Below are 23928 nucleotides of genomic sequence, written 5' to 3'. Positions count from 1 at the left end.
GCTGACGGAGTCGGTGGCGTGGCCGGAGACGGGGGCGCCGCGTCGCGCGGGCGTCTCGTCGTTCGGTATCAGCGGTACGAACGCGCATGTGGTGCTGGAGCAGGCTCCGGTGGAGGCTGAGCCGGAGGTGGCTGTGGCTCCGGTTGCGGCTCCGGCTGTGGCTCCGGTGGTGTTGCCGGTGGTGCCGTGGGTGGTGTCTGCGAAGTCGGAGGCGGGGCTGGCGGGGCAGGTGGAGCGGCTGAGGTCGTTCGTTGCCGAGCGTTCTGAGCTGTCGCCGGTGGATGTGGGTTTCTCGCTGGTGACGTCGCGTGCGGTGCTGGGTCATCGGGCGGTGCTGGTCGGGGACCGGGCTGTGCGGGGTGTGGCCTTGGCGGGCAGGACGGGTGTGCTGTTCTCGGGTCAGGGTTCGCAGCGGGCGGGTATGGGCCGGGAGCTGTATGAGACCTATCCCGCCTTCGCGGACGTGTTTGATGGGGTTTGTGCGGAGCTGGACCGGCACTTGGAGACGCCTCTTCGTGAGGTGGTCTTCGGGGGTGGTGAGCTGCTGGATCGGACGCAGTACACGCAGGCCGGCCTGTTCGCGCTGGAAGTGGCGCTGTTCGAGCTGGTGACGTCGTGGGGCGTGCGGCCCGACTATCTGCTGGGTCACTCGATCGGTGAGCTGTCGGCCGCGTATGTCGCCGGGGTGCTGTCGCTGGAAGACGCGGCGGAGCTGGTTGCTGCCCGGGGTCGTCTGATGCAGGCGCTCCCGACCGGAGGCGCGATGGTCTCGGTGCAGGCGGCGGAGGACGAAGTCCTGCCGCTGCTGGTCGAGGGTGTTTCCATCGCGGCGCTCAACGGCCCGCGCTCCACGGTGATTTCAGGTGATGAGGAAGCGGTTCTTGAGATCGCCGCGCACTTCGAGGGCGAGGGGCGCAAGACCAAGCGCCTGCGGGTCAGCCATGCGTTCCACTCGCCGCGTATGGACACGATGCTCGACGACTTCCGGACAGTTGCGCAGGGGCTGACCTTCAATGCCCCGCAGCTGTCGATCGTCTCGGACGTGACGGGTGAGGTCCTGTCGGCCGAGGAGCTCCAGGACCCTGAGTACTGGGTGCGTCACGTGCGTGAGGCGGTCCGTTTCCTGGACGGGGTCCGGGTGCTGGAAGCGGAGGGTGTGACCAGGTTCCTGGAGCTGGGTCCGGACGGTGTGCTGTCCGCGATGGGGCAGGACTGCGCCTCCTCCGATTCCGGCGAGATCACCTTTGTGCCTGTGCTCCGGAAGGATCGTGAGGAGCCGGGTTCGCTGGTTGCCGCGTTGGCCGAACTGTACGTACGTGGCACGGGCGTCGACTGGCCGGCCTACTACGCCGGTACCGGTGCACGCCGTGTCGACCTGCCGACGTACGCCTTCCAGCGACAGTGGTACTGGGCTGCGGCGCCGATGACGCTTCTCGGCGACATGACCGGTGTCGGTCAGCACTCCACGGAGCACCCGCTCCTGGGCGCGGCGATATCGCTGGCCGAGGGTGACGGGCTCGTGCTGACGGGCCGCCTCTCCCTTCAGTCGCATGCGTGGCTTGCGGATCATGTGGTGCTGGGTTCGGTGTTGTTGCCGGGTACGGCGTTTGTGGATCTGGCGTTGTACGCGGGGGAGAGGGTTGACTGTGGGGGTCTTGAGGAGTTGACGCTGGAGGCGCCGTTGGTGCTGCCTGAGCGTGGTGGGGTGTCGGTTCAGTTGTCGGTGGCGGCGGCGGGTGCGGACGGTCGTCGTGCGGTGAGTGTGCATTCGCGGCCGGCTGATGATGCCGAGGGCGAGTGGGTGTGTCATGCCCGGGGTGTCCTGTCGGTCGAGGCCGAGGCCGAGGCCGTGGGTGAGGGGCTTGAGGAGTGGCCCCCACGCGATGCGGTGGCCGTGGACGTCGAGGGCTTCTACGAAGGCCTCGCCGGACTGGGATACGGGTACGGGCCGGTGTTCCAGGGGCTGCAGTCCGTCTGGAAGCGCGATGACGAGGTGTTCGCGGAGGTGGCCCTCCCCGAGGACGGAGACGTCGACGGGTTCGGCGTGCATCCCGCACTGCTGGACGCCGCGCTGCACGCCATGGGACTGACGTCCGGGGACGGCGGGACGAGCGAGGGTGGTTCGCCGGGTCTGCCGTTTGTGTGGTCGGGGGTGTCGCTTTCGGCGGTGGGTGCTCGGGTGTTGCGGGTGCGGATTGTGCGTTCGGGTTCGGGTGTGTCGTTGTTGCTGGCTGATGGCACGGGTGCGCATGTGGCGTCGGTGGGGTCGTTGGCGTTGCGTCCGGTGACTGCTGAGCAGTTGCGGGGTGCGGGTGGTGGTGATGTGGCTCGGGATGCGTTGTTCCGGGTGGAGTGGTCGGCGGTGTCTGTGCCTGCGGACGTGGATGTGGATGCGTCTGGGGTGCGGGTCGAGGACCTGAGCGTCGTTGCTGCGGGTACTGCGGAGGGCGTGGTCGCGCGGGCGCATGAGGTGACGGTGCGGGCGTTGGAGGTGGCGCAGGGCTGGCTGGCGGATGAGGAGGCTGGTCAGGGGCGGCTGGTCGTGGTGACGCGGGGTGCGGTTGCCTGTGGTGAGTCCGAGGTGCCGGATCCGGTGCAGGCTGCGGTGTGGGGTCTGCTGCGTTCGGCGCAGTCGGAGAACCCGGACCGTTTCGTCCTGGTCGACCTCGATGATGAGGACGAGGCGTCGCAAACGCTGCTGTCCGCCGTTGTGGCTTCGGGTGAGCCGCAGGTGGCGGTGCGGGGCGGTGAGGTGTTCGTGCCGCGCCTGTCCCGGGCGGTTGCCGCGGCTGAGCGGCCGGTGGGTGATCTGGATGGTGGGGGCACGGTCCTGGTGACCGGTGCCAGTGGCGTTCTGGGTGGTCTGGTGGCCCGGCATCTGGTGACGGAGCGGGGTGTGCGTCATCTGCTTCTGGTGTCGCGTCGTGGTGAGCGGGCTCCGGGGACTTCGGAGCTGATCGCCGAGCTTGGGGAGCTGGGTGCTGAGGTGCGGGTGGCCGCGTGTGATGTGGCCGACCGTGAGGCTCTGGCGGCGGTGCTGGGGGACATACCTGCCGGGCATCCGCTGGTGGGTGTCGTGCACACGGCCGGTGTCCTGGACGATGGCGTGCTGTCCTCCCTCACCCCGGAGCGGGTGGGTGCGGTGTTGCGTCCGAAGGTGGACGCGGCGTGGCATCTGCATGAGCTGACGCGTGGTCTGGATCTGTCGCTGTTCGTGCTGTTCTCGTCTGCGGCTGCGGCGCTGGGTTCGGCTGGGCAGGCGAACTATGCGGCGGCGAACGCGTTCCTGGACGCGTTGGCCGAGGTGCGGCGTGGTGAGGGTCTGGCGGGTCAGTCGCTGGCCTGGGGTCCGTGGGCCGAAGGCGGGATGCTGGGGCGGCTCGGCGACGCCGACCTGCAGCGCATGGCCCGTGCCGGCCTCCCCGCACTCACGGCGGAGCAGGGCCTTGCTCTCTTCGACGCCGCCGAGCTCACGGGCTGTGGAGCGGTGCTTCCGCTCCGGCTCGACCTCGCGGTGCTCCGCCGGGGTGCCGCGTCCAATGGTGTGGCGCCGCTGCTGCGCGGCCTCGTACGCGTCCCGAATCGCCGTACCGCGAAGTCGGCCGCGGCCGAGTCGGTGCTCGCGGACCGGCTTGGTGGCCTCGGCGAGGCGGACCGTACAGCCATGGTCATGGAGCTCGTGCGCGGTGAGGTCGCTCTCGTGCTCGGTCACGCGTCGCGAGACGCCGTTGTGCCGGGGCAGGCGTTCAAGGAGCTCGGCTTCGACTCGCTCACGGCGGTGGAGCTGCGCAACCGGCTCAACGCCGAGACCGGCCTGCGGCTGCCAGCGACGCTCGTATTCGACTACCCCACGCCGGAAGCGCTGGCCGAGTTCATCCTGGACGAGGTCGCGCCGCGCGAGGACGACCTGGACCACGGGCTCCCCGCGGTGCTGGGTGCGACGGACGAACCCATCGCGATCGTCGGCATGAGCTGCCGCTACCCGGGCGGGGTGCTCAGCCCGGAGGACCTGTGGCAGCTGGCGGTGAACGGCCGCGACGGCATCGCGCCGTTCCCGACCGACCGTGGCTGGGACGTGAGCGGACTGTACGACCCCGACCCGGACAGCCGCGACACGTCGTACACGGCTGAGGGCGGATTCCTCTACGACGCGGGGAAGTTCGACCCGGCGTTCTTCGGCATCTCGCCGAACGAGGCGCTGGCGATGGACCCGCAGCAGCGGCTCCTCCTCGAAGCGACATGGGAGGCCGTCGAGCGGGCCGGTATCGACCCGACGTCCCTGCGCGGCAGCCGTACCGGCGTGTTCGCCGGAATGATGTACCACGACTACGCCTCACAGGTCGCCTCCGTGCCGGAAGGCGTCGAGGGCTTCCTCGGGATCGGTACGTCGGGCAGTGTCCTGTCCGGCCGAGTGGCGTACACCTTCGGTCTTGAGGGACCGACGATGACGATCGACACGGCGTGCTCGTCGTCGCTGGTCGCTCTCCACCTGGCCGTCCAGGCCCTGCGCAAGGGCGAGTGCACGATGGCGCTGGCCGGTGGTGTGACGGTGATGTCCACCCCCGGCGCGTTCATCGAGTTCTCCCGCCAGGGCGGCCTCGCCTCCGACGGCCGCTGCAAGTCGTTCGCGGCCGGCGCGGACGGCACGGGCTGGTCCGAGGGCGTCGGCATGCTCCTGGTGGAGCGCCTCTCCGACGCACGCCGCCTGGGCCACGAGGTGCTGGCGGTCGTGCGCGGCAGCGCGGTGAACCAGGACGGTGCGTCCAACGGCCTGACTGCTCCGAACGGCCCGTCCCAGCAGCGTGTCATCCGCCAGGCCCTGGCCGACTCCGGTCTGTCGTCGTCGCAGGTGGACGCGGTGGAGGCGCACGGTACGGGTACGACGCTGGGCGACCCGATCGAGGCGCAGGCGCTGATCGCGACGTACGGCCAGGACCGTCCGGAGGACCGGCCCCTGTGGCTCGGTTCGCTGAAGTCGAACATTGGTCACACTCAGGCCGCCGCAGGTGTCGCCGGGATCATCAAGATGGTCATGGCGATGCGGGCGGGAGTTCTGCCCCGGACCCTGCACGTGGACGAGCCGACGCCCCAGGTCGACTGGTCGGCAGGGGCTGTTGAGCTGCTCACCGAGTCCGTCGCGTGGCCGGAGACGGGGGACGCGCGTCGTGCGGGTGTCTCGTCGTTCGGTGTGAGCGGTACGAACGCGCATGTGCTGCTGGAGCAGGCGCCGGCGGAGGCCGAGCCGGTGGTTGTGGCTCCGGTGGTGTTGCCGGTGGTGCCGTGGGTGGTGTCGGCGAAGTCGGAGGCGGGGCTGGCGGCGCAGGTGGAGCGGCTGAGGTCGTTCGTCACCGAGAACCCCGGCCTGTCGCCGCTCGATGTCGGATTTTCGCTGGTGACGTCGCGTGCGGTGCTGGAGCACCGTGCGGTCCTGATCGGTGAGCGGACCGTGGAAGGCTCGGTGACTTCTGGCAGGACGGGTGTGCTGTTCTCGGGTCAGGGTTCGCAGCGGGCCGGTATGGGACGGGAGCTTTACGAGGCGTATCCCGCCTTCAGCGAGGCGTTCGACGCGGTGTGCGCGGAGCTGGACCGTCACCTGGACCGGCCCCTGCGCGAGGTGGTCTTCGAGGGTGGTGAGCTGCTGGACCGGACGCAGTTCACGCAGGCCGGCCTGTTCGCGCTGGAAGTGGCGCTGTTCGAGCTGGTGACGTCGTGGGGGGTGAAGCCGGATTATCTGCTGGGTCACTCGATCGGTGAGCTGTCGGCCGCGTACGTGGCCGGGGTGCTGTCGCTGGAAGACGCGGCGGAGCTGGTGGCGGCGCGGGGTCGTCTGATGCAGGCGCTCCCGGCGGACGGGGCGATGGTGTCGCTCCAGGCGGCGGAGGATGAGGTTCTGCCGCTGCTGGTCGAGGGAGTGTCCATCGCCGCCCTCAACGGACCACGCTCCACGGTGATTTCCGGCGACGAGGCGGCGGTTCTCGAGATCGCCGCGCACTTCGAGGGCGAGGGTCGTAAGACCAAGCGGCTGCGCGTCAGCCACGCCTTCCACTCGCCGCGTATGGACGCGATGCTGGACGACTTCCGTGCGGTCGCGGAGAGCCTGACCTTCAATGCCCCGCAGCTTTCGATCGTCTCGGACGTGACGGGTGAGATCCTGTCGGCCGAGGAGATTCAGAACCCGGGGTACTGGGTCCGCCATGTCCGTGAGGCCGTCCGCTTCCTGGGCGGCATCCGCACTCTGGAAGCCCAGGGCGTGACCGCGTTCCTGGAGCTGGGCCCGGACGGAGTCCTCTCCGCCATGGCGCAGGACTGCGTTGCCTCTGACTCCGGCGAGCTCGCCTTCGTACCCGCCCTTCGCAAGAACCGTGACGAGCCCGACGCACTCCTCACCGCCCTCGCCGAACTCCACGTACATGGCAAGGAAGTTGACTGGAAGGCGTACTTCGACGGCACCGGTGCCCGTCGCGTGGACCTGCCCACCTACGCCTTCCAGCATGAGCAGTTCTGGCTGGTGTCGTCGCCGGTGGGGTTGAGTGATGCGCGAGCGCTGGGGCAGAGCGCGGGGGAGCACCCGTTGCTGGGTGCGAAGGTGGTGCCGGCTCAGGGGGACGAGTTCCTCTTCACGAGTCGGTTGTCGGTCGACTCGCATGCGTGGCTGGCCGATCACGTGGTGATGGGCTCGGTGCTGCTGCCGGGAACTGCGTTCGTGGACATGGCGCTCCACGTGGGAGAAGCCGTCGGCTGTGGGGTATTGGGTGATCTGACGCTCCAGGCGCCGCTGGTGCTCCCTGAACACGGCGCGGTGGCCGTGCAGGTGGCCGTGGGTGCTGTCGAAAGTGACGGAAGCCGTGCGTTGACGGTGCATTCGCGGCCGGCGGAGGACGCCGACGCGGAGTGGACACAGCACGCGGTCGGAACGCTGTCCGCGGGACCCGTGGCCGTGAGTGAGGCGCTGGAGCAGTGGCCGCCGCTCGACGCGATCGCCGTCGAGGTGACGGGTCTGTACGACGACCTTGCGGAACTGGGCCTCGGATACGGCCCGGTGTTCCAGGGGCTTCGGGCCGCCTGGCGGAAGGGCGACGAAGTGTACGCCGAAGTGGCTCTCCCCGAAGGGGTGGATGCCACCGGGTTCGGTGTGCACCCGGCGCTGCTCGACGCCGCGCTCCACGCCCTGGGCCTGCCGGGTGGCATCGACGCCGGCGCGGAGTCCGGTGCGGCGGGGCTGCCGTTCGCGTGGAGCGGGGTCTCGGTCTCCGCTGTGGGGGCGACGGTCCTGCGGGTCCGGATCAGCCCTGCGGGCTCCGGTGTGTCCCTGACCGTGGCCGACGGCGCCGGTGCCCCGGTCGCCCACGTCGATTCGCTCGCGCTGCGCGCGGTGTCGCAGGAGCAGGTTGCCTCGGCCGGCCACAGCGCAACCCGTGACACCCTGTTCCAGGTGGACTGGGTCGGCCACGCGGTGACGGAGGAGCGGGTCGAGGCGCGCTGGGCCGTGCTCGGCGACGCGGTTGCCGTGCCCGGTGTGCGCTACGCCGACCTGGAGGCGCTCGCCGCCGCACTCGGTGCGGGCGAGTCGGTGCCGGGCGTGGTGGCGGTGTCGTTCGCCGGAACCAGTACGGGTACGAGTACGAGTGCGGGTGTGGGCACGGTCGACGGCATCGGTGGCGCCGGTGACGTCGTTGGCCGCACGCATGAAGTAACCGGTCGCGCATTGGAGCTGGTGCAGGGCTGGCTGGCGGATGAGAAGTTCGGACAGTCGCGGCTGGTGGTCGTGACCCGTGGGGCGGTTGCCTGTGGTGAGGCCGAGGTGCCGGATCCGGTGCAGGCTGCGGTGTGGGGTCTGCTGCGGACCGCGCACACGGAGAACCCTGACCGTTTCGTCCTTGCCGATCTCGACCCACTGGCCGAAGGTACTTCCGGAGACTTGAGCGTTGACCTCGACGGCGATGCGGCGTCGCGTGCGGTGCTGCCCGCGGTCGTGGCTTCGGGTGAGCCGCAGGTGGCGGTGCGGGGCGGTGAGGTGTTCGTGCCGCGCCTGTCCCGGGCGGTTGTTGCTGCTGAGCGGCCGGTGGGTGATCTGGATGGTGGGGGCACGGTCCTGGTGACCGGTGCCAGTGGTGCGCTGGGTGGTCTGGTGGCCCGGCATCTGGTGACGGAGCGGGGTGTGCGGCATCTGCTCCTGGTGTCGCGTCGTGGGGATCAGGCTCCGGGAACGTCAGAGTTGGTGGCGGATCTGGTTGATCTGGGTGCTTCGGTGCGGGTGGCCGCGTGTGATGTGGCCGACCGTGACGCTCTGGCGGCGGTGCTGGAAGACATACCTGCCGGGCATCCGCTGGTGGGTGTCGTGCACACGGCCGGTGTCCTGGACGACGGTGTGCTGTCCTCCCTCACCCCGGAGCGGGTGGCTGCGGTGCTGCGTCCGAAGGTGGACGCGGCCTGGTATCTGCATGAGTTGACGCGTGGCTTGGATCTGTCGCTGTTTGTGCTGTTCTCGTCTGCGGCTGGTGTGTTCGGTGGTGCGGGTCAGGCGAACTATGCGGCGGCGAACGCGTTCCTGGACGCGTTGGCGGAAGTGCGGCGTGGTGAGGGTCTGGCGGGTCAGTCGCTGGCCTGGGGTCCGTGGGCCGAGGGCGGGATGCTGGAGCGGCTCGACGATGCCGATGCGCAGCGTATGGCCCGGTCCGGCGTTCCGCCGCTCTCTGCCGAGCAGGGCATCGAACTCTTCGACGCCGCCGAAGGCGCGGGGCGCGCGGCGCTGGTGCCCGTGCGGCTCGACCTCCCGGTGTGGCGCAAGCGTGCCGCGACGGAGGGGGTGCCACACCTCTTCCGCGGGCTGGTCCGTGTCCCTGGCCGCCGTGCGGCCACGTCGGGGGAGTCCGGATCGAGCTTCGCCGTACGCCTGTCCGGCCTGTCGCCCGACGAGCGGATCCGCTTCGTCGACGGCCTGGTCCGCGGTCAGGTCGCGGCGGTGCTCGGCTACGGCTCCGGCGAGTCGATCAAGTCCCGGAGCGCGTTCAAGGAGCTCGGCTTCGACTCGCTGACCGCCGTCGAACTGCGCAACCGGCTCAACACGGCGACGGGCCTCCGCCTGCCGGCGACCCTCGTCTTCGACTACCCGACGCCGAGCGAACTGACGGAGTTCCTGGTCGCGGAGGCGCTGGGCGCGCAGCCCGAGGCGGCCGCGGCCGCTCCGGCGACGCGACTCGCGGATGACGAGCCGATCGCGATTGTCGGCATGGCTTGCCGCTACCCCGGCGGGGTGACCGACCCCGAGGGCCTCTGGCAGTTGGTCGCCACGGCAGGGGACGGAATCGCGGGATTCCCGACCGACCGTGGCTGGAACCTGGACGGCCTCTACGAACCGGACGCCGACCAGGAAGGCAAGTCCCGCACCATCGAGGGCGGATTCCTCTACGAGGCGGGGAAGTTCGACCCGGCGTTCTTCGGCATCTCACCGCGTGAGGCGCTGGCGATGGACCCGCAGCAGCGGCTCCTCCTGGAGACCTCCTGGGAGGCAGTCGAGCGTGCGGGCATCGACCCGGCCTCGCTGCGCGGCAGCCGGACCGGTGTCTTCGCGGGCCTGATGTACCACGACTACGCGGCCCGGCTCGGCTCCGTGCCCGACGGCGTCGAGGCGTTCATCGGCACGGGCAACTCGGGCAGCGTGGCGTCCGGCCGTGTCTCGTACACGTTCGGCTTCGAGGGTCCTGCGGTGACCGTGGACACGGCGTGCTCGTCGTCCCTGGTCGCCCTGCACTGGGCGATCCAGGCGCTGCGCTCGGGCGAGTGCACGATGGCGCTGGCCGGCGGTGTCACCGTCATGGCGACCCCGGCGACGTTCGTGGAGTTCTCGCGGCAGCGGGGCCTCGCGGCCGACGGCCGTTGCAAGGCGTTCGCCGACGCGGCTGACGGCACGGGCTGGTCCGAGGGGGTCGGCATGCTCCTCGTGGAGCGGCTCTCCGATGCCCGCCGCAATGGTCACCAGGTCCTTGCGGTGGTCCGTGGTTCGGCGGTGAACCAGGATGGTGCGTCCAATGGTCTGACGGCTCCGAACGGTCCGTCGCAGCAGCGGGTGATCCGGGCGGCGCTGGCGAACGCCGGTCTGTCGGCGTCGCAGGTGGACGCGGTGGAGGCGCACGGCACGGGTACCCGTCTCGGCGACCCGATCGAGGCACAGGCTCTGATCGCGACGTACGGCCAGGAGCACCCGGAGGACCGGCCGCTGCTGCTCGGCTCGATCAAGTCCAACATCGGCCACACGCAGGCCGCCGCAGGCGTCGCCGGCATCATCAAGATGGTTCAGGCAGTACGCCATGGAGTGCTGCCCGAGACGCTGCATGTGGATGCGCCGTCGTCGCAGGTGGACTGGTCGGCGGGGTCGGTGGAGCTGGTCACGGAGCGGCGTGCCTGGCCGGTGACGGGTGAGCCGCGGCGTGCTGCGGTGTCCTCGTTCGGTATCAGCGGCACGAACGCGCACGTGATCGTGGAGCAGGCTCCGGAGCTGGAGTCTGTGGTGTCGGTGTCGGTGGCCGACGGGTCTGCTCCGGTGGTGGGTGCGGGTGTGCCGTTCGTGCTGTCGGGTAAGTCGGAGGATGCGCTGCGGGCGCAGGCGGAGCGGTTGCGGCTGGCTGTTGATGGCGGTGGCTCACTGGCGGAGTTGTCTGCTGTGGGGCGGTCGTTGGCGCTTGGCCGGTCGCGGTTCGAGCATCGTGCGGTGGTGCTTGCGGGTGGTGTGGAGGAGCTGCGGTCGGGTCTGGAGTCGGTGGCGCTGGGCGCCGGTTCGGGCGCGGGTGTGGTGCGTGGTGTGGCCGGTTCCTCGGCTCGTCCGGTGTTCGTGTTCCCGGGTCAGGGTGCGCAGTGGGTGGGTATGGCGGCGGGGCTGTTGGAGTCGTCGCCGGTGTTCGCGGGGCGGATGGCGGAGTGCGGTGCGGCGTTGGAGCCGTTCACGGACTGGTCTCTGCTGGATGTCGTGCGTGGCGGGGAGGGTGCGCCTGGGTTTGACCGGGTGGATGTGGTGCAGCCGGTCCTGTGGGCGGTGATGGTGTCGCTCGCCGAGCTGTGGCGGGCGTGTGGTGTGGTGCCGGCGGCGGTGATCGGCCACTCGCAGGGTGAGATCGCGGCGGCCGTGGTCGCCGGGGGTCTGTCGCTGGAGGACGGTGCGCGGGTGGTGGCCCTGCGGTCGCGGGCCCTGCTGGCGTTGTCCGGCGGCGGCGGGATGGTGTCGGTGTCGCTTCCGGTGGCGGAGCTGCGTGAGCGCCTGACCGTGTGGGACGGCCGGATCTCGGTGGCGGCGGTGAACGGGCCGTCGTCGGTGGTGGTGTCGGGTGAGCCGGGGGCGCTGGATGAGCTGGTGGCCTCTTGCACGGGACAAGGCGTGCGGGCGAAGCGGATCGCGGTGGATTATGCGTCGCACTCGGCTCAGGTGGAGCTGATCGAGGACGAGCTGGCGGGTCTGCTGGCGGGTGTGGTGCCGGTGTCGGGCCGGGTGCCGTTCTACTCCACGCTGACCGGTGCGCTGCTGGATGACACGTCGGGTCTGGACGGCGGTTACTGGTACCGGAATCTGCGCTCCACGGTGGAGTTCGAGCGGGCGGTGCGGGCGGCTGCCAGTGATGGTCTGTCCGTGTTCATCGAGGTGAGCCCGCACCCGGTGCTGAATCTGGGGTTGCAGGAGATCTTCGAGGAGGCCGGCCGGGACGACGCGGTGGCGCTGGGGACCCTGCGCCGTGACGAGGACGAGGCACACCGCTTCATGACCTCGATGGCCGTGGCCCACGTCCATGGTGTGGAGCTGGACTGGCAGGCGGTGTTTGCGGGGCAGCGGGCCACGCATGTGGACCTGCCCACCTACCCCTTCCAGCGCGAGCGCTACTGGCTGAGTGGGGCGCTCGGGCAGGGGAACCTGGACGTGTCGTCCGCAGGACTCGACTCGGTCGACCACGGGCTGCTGTCGAGTGCGGTCGGTCTCGCGGGTACCGATGGCATCCTGCTGACCGGCCGACTGTCGGTCGAGACGCATCCGTGGCTGGCGGATCACGCGGTGTGGGGCTCGGTGCTGTTGCCGGGCACCGCGTTCGTGGAACTGGCGCTGCACGCAGCTGACCAGGTCGGATGCGGCCTGGTGGAAGAGCTCACCATCGAGGCTCCGCTGGTCTTCAACGACCAGAGCGCAGTCGCCGTCCAGGTCGCGGTCGCCGCGGCCGACGAGTCCGGACGACGCGAGCTGACGGTGTACTCGCGTCCCGCCGATGCCGTGGACGGAGTCTGGACGCGGCACGCGAGCGGTGTGCTGGCCGAGGTTGCCGCGCCGGTGACGGAAGGGCTGGCTCAGTGGCCGCCGGCGGGCGCCCAGGCGGTGACGATCGACGCTCTGTACGAGGAACTCGCCGATTCGGGCTACGAGTACGGGCCGCTGTTCCAGGGTCTGCGTTCGGCCTGGCGACAGGGCGGTGATGTCTTCGCCGAGGTGGTGCTGCCCGAGGGGGCGGACGCCGAGGGCTTCGGGTTGCATCCGGCGCTGCTTGACTCGGCCTTGCACGCGATCGGGCTCGCTGCCGATGGTGACCCGGAGGCGGTCGAGGGCGGCGTGGGGCTGCCGTTTGCGTGGTCGGGGGTGTCGCTTTCGGCGGTGGGTGCTCGGGTGTTGCGGGTGCGGATTGTGCGTTCGGGTTCGGGTGTGTCGTTGTTGCTGGCTGATGGCACGGGTGCGCATGTGGCGTCGGTGGAGTCGTTGGCGTTGCGTCCGGTGACTGCTGAGCAGTTGCGGGGTGCGGGTGGTGGTGATGTGGCTCGGGATGCGTTGTTCCGGGTGGAGTGGTTGGCGGTGTCTGTGCCTGCGGATGTGGATGTGGATGCGTCTGGGGTGCGGGTCGAGGACCTGAGTGTCGGTGCTGCGGGTACTGCGGAGGGTGTGGTTGCGCGGGCGCATGAGGTGGCGGTGCGGGCGTTGGAGGTGGCGCAGGGCTGGCTGGCGGATGAGGAGGCTGGTCAGGGGCGGCTGGTCGTGGTGACGCGGGGTGCGGTTGCCTGTGGTGAGTCCGAGGTGCCGGATCCGGTGCAGGCTGCGGTGTGGGGTCTGCTGCGTTCGGCGCAGTCGGAGAACCCGGACCGTTTCGTCCTGGTCGACCTCGATGATGAGGACGAGGCGTCGCAAACGTTGCTGTCCGCCGTTGTGGCTTCGGGTGAGCCGCAGGTGGCGGTGCGGCGGGGTGAGGTGTTCGTGCCGCGCCTGTCCCGGGCGGTTGCCGCGGCTGAGCGGCCGGTGGGTGATCTGGATGGTGGGGGCACGGTCCTGGTGACCGGTGCCAGTGGCGTTCTGGGTGGTCTGGTGGCCCGGCATCTGGTGACGGAGCGGGGTGTGCGGCATCTGCTTCTGGTGTCGCGTCGTGGGGATCAGGCTCCGGGAACGTCAGAGTTGGTGGCGGATCTGGTTGATCTGGGTGCTTCGGTGCGGGTGGCCGCGTGTGATGTGGCCGACCGTGAGGCTCTGGCGGCGGTGCTGGGAGACATACCTGCCGGGCATCCGCTGGTGGGTGTCGTGCACACGGCCGGTGTCCTGGACGATGGTGTGCTGTCCTCTCTCACTCCGGAGCGTCTGGGTGCGGTGTTGCGTCCGAAGGTGGACGCGGCGTGGCATCTGCATGAGTTGACGCGTGGCTTGGATCTGTCGTTGTTCGTGCTGTTCTCGTCTGCGGCTGGTGTGTTCGGTGGTGCGGGTCAGGCGAACTATGCGGCGGCGAACGCGTTCCTGGACGCGTTGGCGGAAGTGCGGCGTGGTGAGGGTCTGGTGGGTCAGTCGTTGGCGTGGGGGTTGTGGGCGCAGGCGAGTGGGATGACGGGGCAGTTGGGTGAGGGGGATCTGCGGCGGTTGGCGCGGGGTGGTCTGGTGCCGTTGTCGTCGGGTCAGGGTTTGGGGTTGTTCGATGTGGCGGGGGGTGTGGATGCGTCGGTGGTGGTGCCGGTCCGGGTGGATCTGGCGGCGTTGCGGGCGCGTCCGGAGTTGACGCCGTTGCTGTTGCGTGGGTTGGTGCGGGTGCCGAGTCGGCGGGTGGCGGAGTCGGGTGCGGATCAGTCCGAGTCCTTCGCGCGTACGCTCCTCGCACTCCCCGAAACCGAACAGCGTGACCTCGTGCTGGACCTCGTGCGTGCGGAGGCTGCCGCCGTGCTCGGCCATGCCTCAGGCGACGCGGTGCAGCCCCAGCGGGCCTTTACCGAGCTGGGTTTCGACTCGCTCACGGCCATCGAACTCCGTAACCGGATGAGCGGGGCCTCCGGGCTGCGCCTGCCGGCCACCCTCGTGTTCGACTATCCGACACCGGTCGCAATGGCCGATCACATCCGAACCGAGATCGTCGGCGTCCAGACGGCAAGAGTCGTGCCTGCGGCTCGCGCGGCCGTCGACACGGCGGACGACCCGGTCGTCATCGTCGGTATGAGCTGCCGGTTCCCCGGTGGCGCCGAGTCACCGGACAAGCTCTGGGACCTGGTGGCCACCGGTGGCGAGGGAATCACCGGACTGCCCACGGACCGTAACTGGGACGTGGACGCGCTGTACGACCCCGACCCGGACCGTCCCGGCACGTCGTTCACCCGCGAGGGCGGATTCCTGCACGATGCCGCCGAGTTCGACCCCGGCTTCTTCGGGATCTCGCCGCGTGAGGCGCTGGCGATGGACCCGCAGCAGCGGCTCCTCCTCGAAGGTTCCTGGGAGGCCATCGAGTCCGCGGGCATCGACCCGGGCTCGCTGCGCGGCAGCAGCACCGGCGTCTTCGCGGGCCTGATGTACCACGACTACGTGGCGCAACTGGCCACCGTGCCCGAAGGAGTCGAGGGATACCTCGCGACAGGCACCTCGGGCAGTGTGGTCTCCGGCCGCGTCTCCTACACGCTGGGCCTTGAGGGTCCTGCGGTGACGGTGGACACGGCGTGCTCGTCGTCCCTGGTCGCCCTGCACCTCGCGGCGCAGGCGCTGCGGTCCGGCGAGTGCTCAATGGCGCTCGCCGGCGGCGCGAGCGTCATGGCCACGCCCGGCAGCTTCATCGAGTTCTCGCGTCAGCGTGGTCTGGCTGCTGATGGTCGCTGCAAGTCGTTCGCGGCCGGGGCCGACGGCACCGGCTGGGGTGAGGGTGTCGGCATGCTGCTGCTGGAGCGGCTCTCCGATGCCCGCCGCAATGGGCACCGGGTTCTCGCGGTGGTCCGTGGTTCGGCGGTGAACCAGGATGGTGCGTCCAATGGTCTGACGGCTCCGAACGGTCCGTCGCAGCAGCGGGTGATCCGGGCGGCGTTGGCGAGTGCGGGTCTGTCGTCGTCGCAGGTGGACGCGGTGGAGGCGCATGGTACGGGTACAAGGCTGGGCGACCCGATCGAGGCGCAGGCGCTGATTGCGACGTACGGGCAGGAGCGTCCGGAGGACCGGCCGTTGCTGCTGGGTTCGATCAAGTCGAACATCGGTCATACGCAGGCGGCTGCCGGTGTGGCGGGTGTGATCAAGATGGTGCAGGCGATGCGGCACGGGCTGGTGCCCGAGACGCTCCATGTGGACGAGCCGACGCCGCAGGTGGACTGGTCCGCCGGAGCGGTGGAGCTGGTCACCGAGCAGCGTGCCTGGCCGGAGACCGGCGCACCGCGCCGTGCTGCGGTGTCCTCGTTCGGTATCAGCGGCACGAACGCGCACGTGATCGTGGAGCAGGCGCCGGAGGTCGATGAGCCGGCGGTGGTTGTGGCTCCGGCGGTGTTGCCGGTGGTGCCGTGGGTGGTGTCGGCGAAGTCGGAGGCGGGGCTGGCGGGGCAGGTGGAGCGGCTGAGGTCGTTCGTCGCCGAGAACCCCGATCTGTCGCCGCTCGATGTCGGGTTCTCGCTGGTGACGTCGCGTGCGGTGCTGGAGCACCGTGCGGTCCTGATCGGTGAGCGGACCGTGGAAGGCTCGGTGACTCCTGGCCGGACAGGTGTGCTGTTCTCGGGTCAGGGCTCGCAGCGGGTCGGCATGGGCCGGGAGCTGTACGAGGCGTATCCCGCCTTCAGCGAGGCGTTCGACGAGGTCTGCGCGGAGCTGGACCGGCACTTGGAGACACCTCTTCGCGAGGTGGTCTTCGACGAGGGCGAGGGTGCGGGTGAGCTGCTGGATCGGACGCAGTTCACGCAGGCCGGTCTGTTCGCTCTCGAAGTCGCGCTCTTCCGTCTCGTCGAGGCGTGGGGGGTGAAGCCGGACTATCTGCTGGGTCACTCGATCGGTGAGCTGTCGGCCGCGCACGTGGCCGGGGTGCTGTCTCTCGAAGACGCGGCGGAGCTGGTGGCCGCCCGGGGCCGTCTGATGCAGGCGCTCCCGGCGGGCGGGGCGATGGTGTCGCTCCAGGCGGCGGAGGACGAGGTCCTGCCGCTGCTGGTCGATGGTGTGTCTGTCGCGGCGCTCAACGGCCCGCGCTCCACGGTGGTTTCGGGTGACGAGGCGGAGGTCCTGCGGATCGCCGCGCACTTCGAGGGTGAGGGTCGCAAGACCAAGCGCCTGCGGGTCAGCCATGCCTTCCACTCGCCGCGCATGGACGCGATGCTGGACGACTTCCGCAAGGTCGCGGAGGGACTGACCTTCAACGCCCCGCAGCTGGCCGTCGTGTCCGACGTGACGGGTGCAGTCCTGTCGACCGAGGAGATCCAGGACCCGGAGTACTGGGTCCGGCACGTCCGTGAGGCGGTCCGTTTCCTGGACGGCATCCGCACGCTGGAAGCCGAAGGCGTGACCGCGTTCCTGGAGCTGGGCCCGGACGGCGTGCTCTCCGCCATGGCGCAGGACTGCGTGACGTCCGGCTCCGAGGACGAGCAGCAGCTCACCTTCGTACCCGTACTCCGCAAGAACCGCGAAGAGCCCGACGCGCTCCTCGCCGCGCTTTCCGAACTGTACGTACAAGGGGGGGCAGTTGACTGGCCGGCGCACTTCGCCGGTACCACCGCCCGCCGCGTCGACCTGCCCACCTACGCCTTCCAGCGCGAGCGCTTCTGGCCGGAGGGCGGCGGGTTGCTGATGGGCGGTGCCGGGGCCGCTGCGGCCTCGCCGTCGTCGGACCTGGACGGTGCGTTCTGGGCCGCGGTGGAGCAGGAGGACGTGGATGCCTTCGCGGCGGCTCTGGGCTCGGACGAGCTGGAGTCGTTGGGCGCGGCGCTGCCTGTGCTCTCCTCCTGGCGGCGCAGGTCGAGCGACTTGTCGACCGTGGACTCGTGGCGTTACCGGGTGACGTGGCAGCCGGTTCCGGGTGGTGCGGATCGTGCCGGGCTGTCCGGGCGGTGGCTGGTGGTGTCGTCGTCGGCGTGTGCGGATCATCCGGTGGTTGCGGGGATGCGTGCGCGTGGCGGCGAGGTCGTGGAGTGGCTGGTGGAGGGTGGTGAGGTGAGCCGTGGGGCGCTGGCTGCGCGGTTTGCCGAGGATGCCTCCGGGTTCGCCGGTGTGGTGTCGTTGCTGGCCCTGGGCCGGGAGGGTGCGGCGCTGGGCACGTTGGCGCTGGTGCAGGCGCTGGGCGATGCGGAGCTGTCCGTGCCGTTGTGGTGTCTGACGCGGGGTGCGGTGTCGGTGGGCCGCTCCGATGGTGCGGTGGATGCGGTGCAGGCGCAGGTGTGGGGTCTGGGGCGGGTGGCCGCGCTGGAGCAGCCGGGCCGTTGGGGTGGGTTGATCGATCTGCCCGAGACGTTGGACGAGCGGGCGGTGGCCCGTGTGTGTGCCGCGCTGACCGGCACAGGCACGGGCATCGGTGCCGGTGCCGGTGCCGGTTCTGCTGGTGAGGATCAGCTCGCGGTACGTGCTTCGGGTGTGTACGGGCGTCGCCTGGTGCACGCGCCTGGTAGCAGTCGTGCTGCGTCGGGTGGTTGGTCGCCGCGTGGGACGGTCCTGGTGACGGGCGGCACGGGTGCGCTGGGTGCGCACGTGGCTCGTTGGGCGGCCGGTAACGGTGCTGAGCGGTTGGTGCTGACGAGCCGTCGTGGCCCGGACGCTCCTGGCGCGGTCGAGTTGGTGGCCGAGCTGGAGGGCTTGGGTGCGGCGGTGGAGGTCGCCGCGTGTGACGTGAGCGACCGGGAAGCGCTGGAAGAGCTGGTGGAAGGTCTCCGGCAGGCCGGTACGCCGGTCCGCTCCGTCATCCACACCGCGGGTGTGGCCGCTTCGCACCCGCTGGACACGCTGGACGACGACGCCTTGGCGGCCGTCCTGTCCGCCAAGGTGACCGGCGCGACGAACCTCGACGCCGTCTTCGCGGGGTACACCTCGAACACCTCCGACACGTCCAATACCTCCGAACCGCACGAGGAGCTCGACGCATTCGTCCTGTTCTCCTCGATCGCCGGCGTGTGGGGCAGCGGCGGCCAGGCCGCCTACGCCGCGGCCAACGCCCACCTTGACGCCCTCGCCCAGGACCGGCGGGCCCGCGGCCTGACCGCGACCTCCATCAGCTGGGGCCCGTGGGCCGACGGCGGCATGGCGGCGGGCGATGCCGAGGCGGAGCTGTTGCGCCGGGGGCTGCCCGCCATGGTTCCGGAGCGGGCCGTTGCCGCCCTGCAACAGGCGCTCGCCGAGCGCGACACCCACATCACCGTGGCCGATGTCGACTGGACGCGGTTCGCGCCCGCGTTCACCGCGCTGCGCCCGAGCCCGCTGCTCACGGGCCTGCCCGAGGTGAGGGACCTCCAGGAGGAGGTGACCGCGGCGGCGGGCGACGAAGCCTCGGCCCTGCGGGACCGGCTGGCCGCGGCCACCGGAGCGGAGCGGACCCGGGCACTGCTCGAACTGGTGCGGAGCCAGGCGGCGGTCGTCCTCGCACACGGAAGCGCGGACTCGGTCACCGCGGCGAGCACCTTCCGGGAGCTCGGCTTCGACTCACTGACCGCGGTGGAGCTCCGTAACCGCCTGGCCAAGGCGACCGGGCTCAAGCTCCCCGCGACCATGGTGTTCGACCACCCGACCCCGACGGTTCTGGCCGAACACCTGCGGGCCGAGCTGTTCGGCGAGGAGGCCGAGCACGTCGACGCCCTCGAGGCGATGGCGGCAGCGGCGACGGCGACGGTGGTGACCGACCCGGACGACCCGATCGCGATCGTCGGCATGAGCTGCCGCTTCCCGGGCGGTGTCCGTACGCCGGAAGAGCTGTGGGAACTGCTGGCGGCCGGTACGGACGGGGTGACCGGATTCCCGGTGGACCGGGGCTGGGACCTCGATTCGCTGTACGACCCGGACCCTGACCACGCGGGCACCTCGTATGTGGCCGAGGGCGGATTCCTACGTGACGTGGGGGACTTCGACCCCGTCTTCTTCGGGATCTCGCCGCGCGAGGCCACTGGAATGGACCCGCAGCAGCGGCTGCTCCTCGAGACCTCCTGGGAGGCGTTCGAGCGGGCGGGCATCGATCCGGAGTCGCTGCGCGGAAGCCGCACCGGAGTCTTCACCGGCACCAACGGCCAGGACTACTCGGCCCTGCTGTTCATGTCCGCCGACAGTGCCGAGGGCCACATGGGCACCGGCAACGGGGCAAGCGTCGTGTCGGGCAGGCTCTCGTACACGTTCGGCCTCGAAGGACCCGCGATCACTGTGGACACGGCGTGCTCGTCGTCCCTGGTGGCGCTGCACCTGGCGATCCAGGCGCTGCGGTCGGGTGAGTGCTCGCTGGCCCTGGCCGGCGGTGCCACCGTGATGTCGACGCCTGGCGCGTTCATCGAGTTCTCCCGCCAGCGCGGTCTGGCGGAGGACGGGCGCGTCAAGGCGTTCGCCGATGCGGCGGACGGCACGGCCTGGGGTGAGGGTGTCGGCATGCTGCTGGTGGAGCGTCTCTCGGACGCCCGCCGCAACGGCCACGAGGTCCTCGCGGTCGTGCGCGGCAGCGCGGTGAACCAGGACGGTGCGTCCAACGGTCTGACCGCCCCCAACGGGCCCGCGCAGCAGCGCGTCATCCGCCAGGCCCTCGCCTCGGCCGGTCTGTCGGCGTCCCAGGTGGACGTGGTGGAGGCGCACGGTACGGGCACCAGGCTCGGCGACCCGATCGAGGCACAGGCGCTGCTCGCGACGTACGGCCGGGAGCGGACGCAGGAACAGCCGTTGCTGCTCGGCTCGGTGAAGTCGAACATCGGTCACACGCAGGCCGCCGCCGGTGTCGCCGGCATCATCAAGATGGTCATGGCGATGCGCCACGGTGTGCTGCCGCGGACCTTGCACGTCGACGAGCCGTCCACGCAGGTGGACTGGTCGGCGGGGGCCGTCGAGCTCTTGAGGGAGTCGGTGGCCTGGCCCGAGACGGGCGGACCGCGGCGCGCGGCGGTGTCCTCGTTCGGCATCAGCGGCACCAACGCCCACACGATCATCGAGCAGGCTCCCGCGCCCGACGTCGACGCGGAGCCGCGGCCGGTCGCCCCGACCGCCTCGTCGTCCCCGGTCCTGCCGTGGATGCTGTCCGCGAAGTCGGCGCGCGCCCTCACGGCGCAGGCCAGGCTCCTGCGGTCGCACCTGCTGCGCCGGCCCGGACTCGACGCGTCGGACGTGGCGTTCTCGCTCGCCACGAGCCGCGCCGCGCTGGCCCACCGGGCCGTCGTCGTCGGGAAGGACAGGGACGCACTGCTGCGCGGCATCGAGGCACTGGCCGAGGACGGCACGGACTCGAACGTGATCGTGGACTCGGTCACGTCCGGACAGTTCGCGGTGCTGTTCTCGGGTCAGGGTTCGCAGCGAGCCGGTATGGGCCGGGAGCTGTACGAGGCGTATCCCGTCTTCGCGGACGCGTTCGACGCGGTGTGCGCGGAGCTGGACCGGCACCTGGACCGGCCCCTTCGTGAGGTCGTCTTCGACGAGGGCAAGGATGAGGGCGAGGGTGCGGGTGTGGGCGAGCTGCTGGATCGGACGCAGTTCACGCAGGCCGGTCTGTTCGCTCTCGAAGTCGCGCTCTTCCGTCTCGTCGAGGCGTGGGGGGTGAAGCCGGACTATCTGCTGGGTCACTCGATCGGTGAGCTGTCGGCCGCGCACGTGGCCGGGGTGCTGTCTCTCGAAGACGCGGCGGAGCTGGTGGCCGCCCGGGGCCGTCTGATGCAGGCGCTTCCGACGGACGGGGCGATGGTGTCCCTCCAGGCTGCCGAGAGCGAGGTCCTGCCACTGCTGACGGATGACGTGTCCATCGCCGCCCTCAACGGCCCGCGCTCCACGGTGGTTTCGGGTGACGAGGCGGAGGTCCTGCGGATCGCCGCGCACTTCGAGGGTGAGGGTCGCAAGACCAAGCGCCTGCGGGTCAGCCATGCCTTCCACTCGCCGCGCATGGACGCGATGCTGGAAGACTTCCGCAAGGTCGCGGAGGGACTGACCTTCAACGCCCCGCAGCTGGCCGTCGTGTCCGACGTGACGGGTGCAGTCCTGTCCGCCGAGGACGTCCAGGACCCTGAGTACTGGGTCCGGCACGTCCGTGAGGCGGTCCGTTTCCTGGGCGGCATCCGCACTCTGGAAGCCCAGGGCGTGACCGCGTTCCTGGAGCTGGGGCCGGACGGAGTCCTCTCCGCCATGGCGCAGGACTGCCTCACCGACACCACCGTCGACCCGGAGAAGTTCGGCTTCGTACCGGCCCTGCGCAAGGACCGCGACGAGCCGCAGGCCCTGCTCACCGCCCTCGCCGAACTCCACGTGCGCGGCACGGCAGTCGACTGGAACGCGTACTGCGCCGGAACCGGCGCCCGCCGGGTCGACCTGCCCACCTACGCCTTCCAGCGGCAGCGCTACTGGCCGAAGCCGGGCGGTCCCGCCGCCCCGAAGACGGATGCCGTGTCGTCGATGGACGCACGGTTCTGGGCCGCGGTGGAGCAGGAGGACCTGTCCGGACTCGTCGACGGGGCCGGACTCACCGCGGACCAGCCGCTGGGCGAGGTGCTGCCACTGCTGTCGTCGTGGCGCCGCCAGTCCCGCGAGCAGTCCACGGTCGACGCCTGGCGCTACCGGGTCGCATGGAAGGCGGTCGCGGACGACACGGGTGTGCCGCTGTCCGGCACCTGGCTGGTCGTGGCAGCCGACGAGCACCTCGGCCACCCGGTCGTCGCCGGGATCGAGGCGCACGGCGCCGCCGCCGCCCGGCTGTCCGTGGACCCGGGCACACGTGACCGGACCGGACTGGCCGAGCAGCTTGCCGGAGCCGGCGAGGCCGCGGGCCCCGAGGGCATCGCGGGCGTCGTCTCCCTGCTGGCCCTCGGCCAGGAGCCCATGGCGGCCACGCTGGACCTGGTGCAGGCACTGGGCGACGCGGGTGTGAAGGCGCCCCTGTGGTGCCTGACCCGCGGAGCCGTGAACACGGGCCGCTCCGACGCGGCGCCGGAACCGGCACAGGCCCAGCTGTGGGGCCTCGGCCGGGTCGCTGGGCTGGAACAGCCGCAGAGCTGGGGCGGGTTGATCGACCTGCCTGCGAACGCGGACGAGCGGGCGGTGGACCGAATCCTCGCGCTCATCGGCGGCGGCAGCGGCCAGGACCAGGCCGCGGTGCGCCCCGCCGGAGTGTTCGTGCCCCGGCTCCTGCGGGCGTCGGCGAACACCACGGGCGGCGAGTGGGCCCCGCGTGGCACGGTGCTCGTCACCGATGCCACGACGCCGTTCGGCTCGTACGTCGCGCACTGGCTGGCCGGCACCGAGGCCGACCGGGTGGTTCTGATGACCCCCGAAGGGCAGGAACCGGTCGAGGCGGCGGTGACGGCGCTCGGCGAGCGCGCGGTCGTCGCGCACTGCGACGTGACCGACCGCGAGGCGCTCGACGCGCTGGTCCGGCGGCTCGCCGACGAGGGCGGCCCCGTGCGGGCGGTGGTGCACACCGTCGGCGGCAACCACCTCGCCCCGCTCGACACCATCCGCATGGAGGAGGCCGACGAACGGCTGGCCGCCAAGGTGGTCGGCGCCGCCCATCTCGACGCGGTCCTCGCCGACACGGAACTGGACGCCTTCGTCCTCTTCTCCACCATCGCCGGTGTCTGGGGCGGTGGCGGCCAGGGCGTGTACGCGGCGGCCGGCGCCTACCTGGACGCACTGGCGCTGAACCGCCGGGCGCGCGGCCTCGCCGCGACGTCGGTGGCCTGGGGTCCGTGGGCCGACGGCGACACGACGGAAGGCACCGTGCGGGACGGCGAAGCCGGGCAGGCCGAGGAGGCGGAGCTGCTGCGCAGGCGGGGCCTGCCCCCGATGGCGCCGGAGCTGGCCCTCACCGCGCTGCGCCAAGCGGTCGCCGATGCCGACCCGCTGCTCACCGTCGCCGACGTGGACTGGGCGCGGTTCGCGCCGTCGTTCACGGCCATGCGCCCCAGCGCGCTCCTCGCGGAGCTGCCGGAGGCCGCGGATGCCCTGGCGGGCGGCGCCGAGCCGACGGACGTCGACGACGACGTCGCCGACGAGCTGCGCCGACGGCTGGAGGCCATGTCCGAGCCGGAGCGGGAGGCCGAACTGGTGCGGCTGGTGAGGACCCACGCGGCGGCAGTCCTCGGCCACCCGGTGGACGAGGTCGGAGCCGACCGGGTCTTCCGGGAGCTCGGATTCGACTCCCTGACGGCCGTGGAACTCCGCAACCGGCTGTCACGGGCCACCGGGCTCCGGCTGCCGGCGGGCCTGGCCTTCGACCGTCCGACGGCGGCAGCGGCGGCCGCGTTCCTGTACACGGAACTCCGGTTCGACTCGGATGCGTCGGACGCCTCGGGCGTATTGCTCCTCGCGGAACTGGACAAGCTCGAGGCCGCCATGTCAGAAAAGGAGCCCGACAACCTGACGAGGACAAGGGTCGCGATGCGACTCCAGGCATTCCTCGCCAAGTGGTCGGACGGGCGAGCTGAGACCGAACAGGCCGATGTGAGTCAGGAGCTCGAATCGGCATCGGACGATGAGATCTTCGATTTCATCAACCAGAAGCTCGGCCGCTCGAATTGACGGCCCCAGACTCGCCCCGCCCACCGGCGGGGCGGGTG

General features: G+C 70.7%; 1 protein-coding gene (cut by a window edge). It reads left to right on the top strand.

Annotation, left to right across the window (positions count from 1 at the left end):
• Nucleotides 1-23890 carry the 3' portion of a type I polyketide synthase gene (locus OHA19_RS43665; protein WP_331754623.1) on the top strand. 6044 nt of this gene lie to the left of the window's left edge, so only the last 23890 of its 29934 coding nucleotides appear in the window; its start codon lies beyond the left edge, outside the window; the stop codon is at nt 23888-23890.
• The last annotated feature ends 38 nt before the right edge of the window (nt 23891-23928 follow it).

Source organism: Streptomyces sp. NBC_00012 (assembly GCF_045040875.1).
Lineage (GTDB): Bacteria > Actinomycetota > Actinomycetes > Streptomycetales > Streptomycetaceae > Streptomyces.
This window is presented reverse-complemented; position numbering and strand designations above follow the sequence as displayed.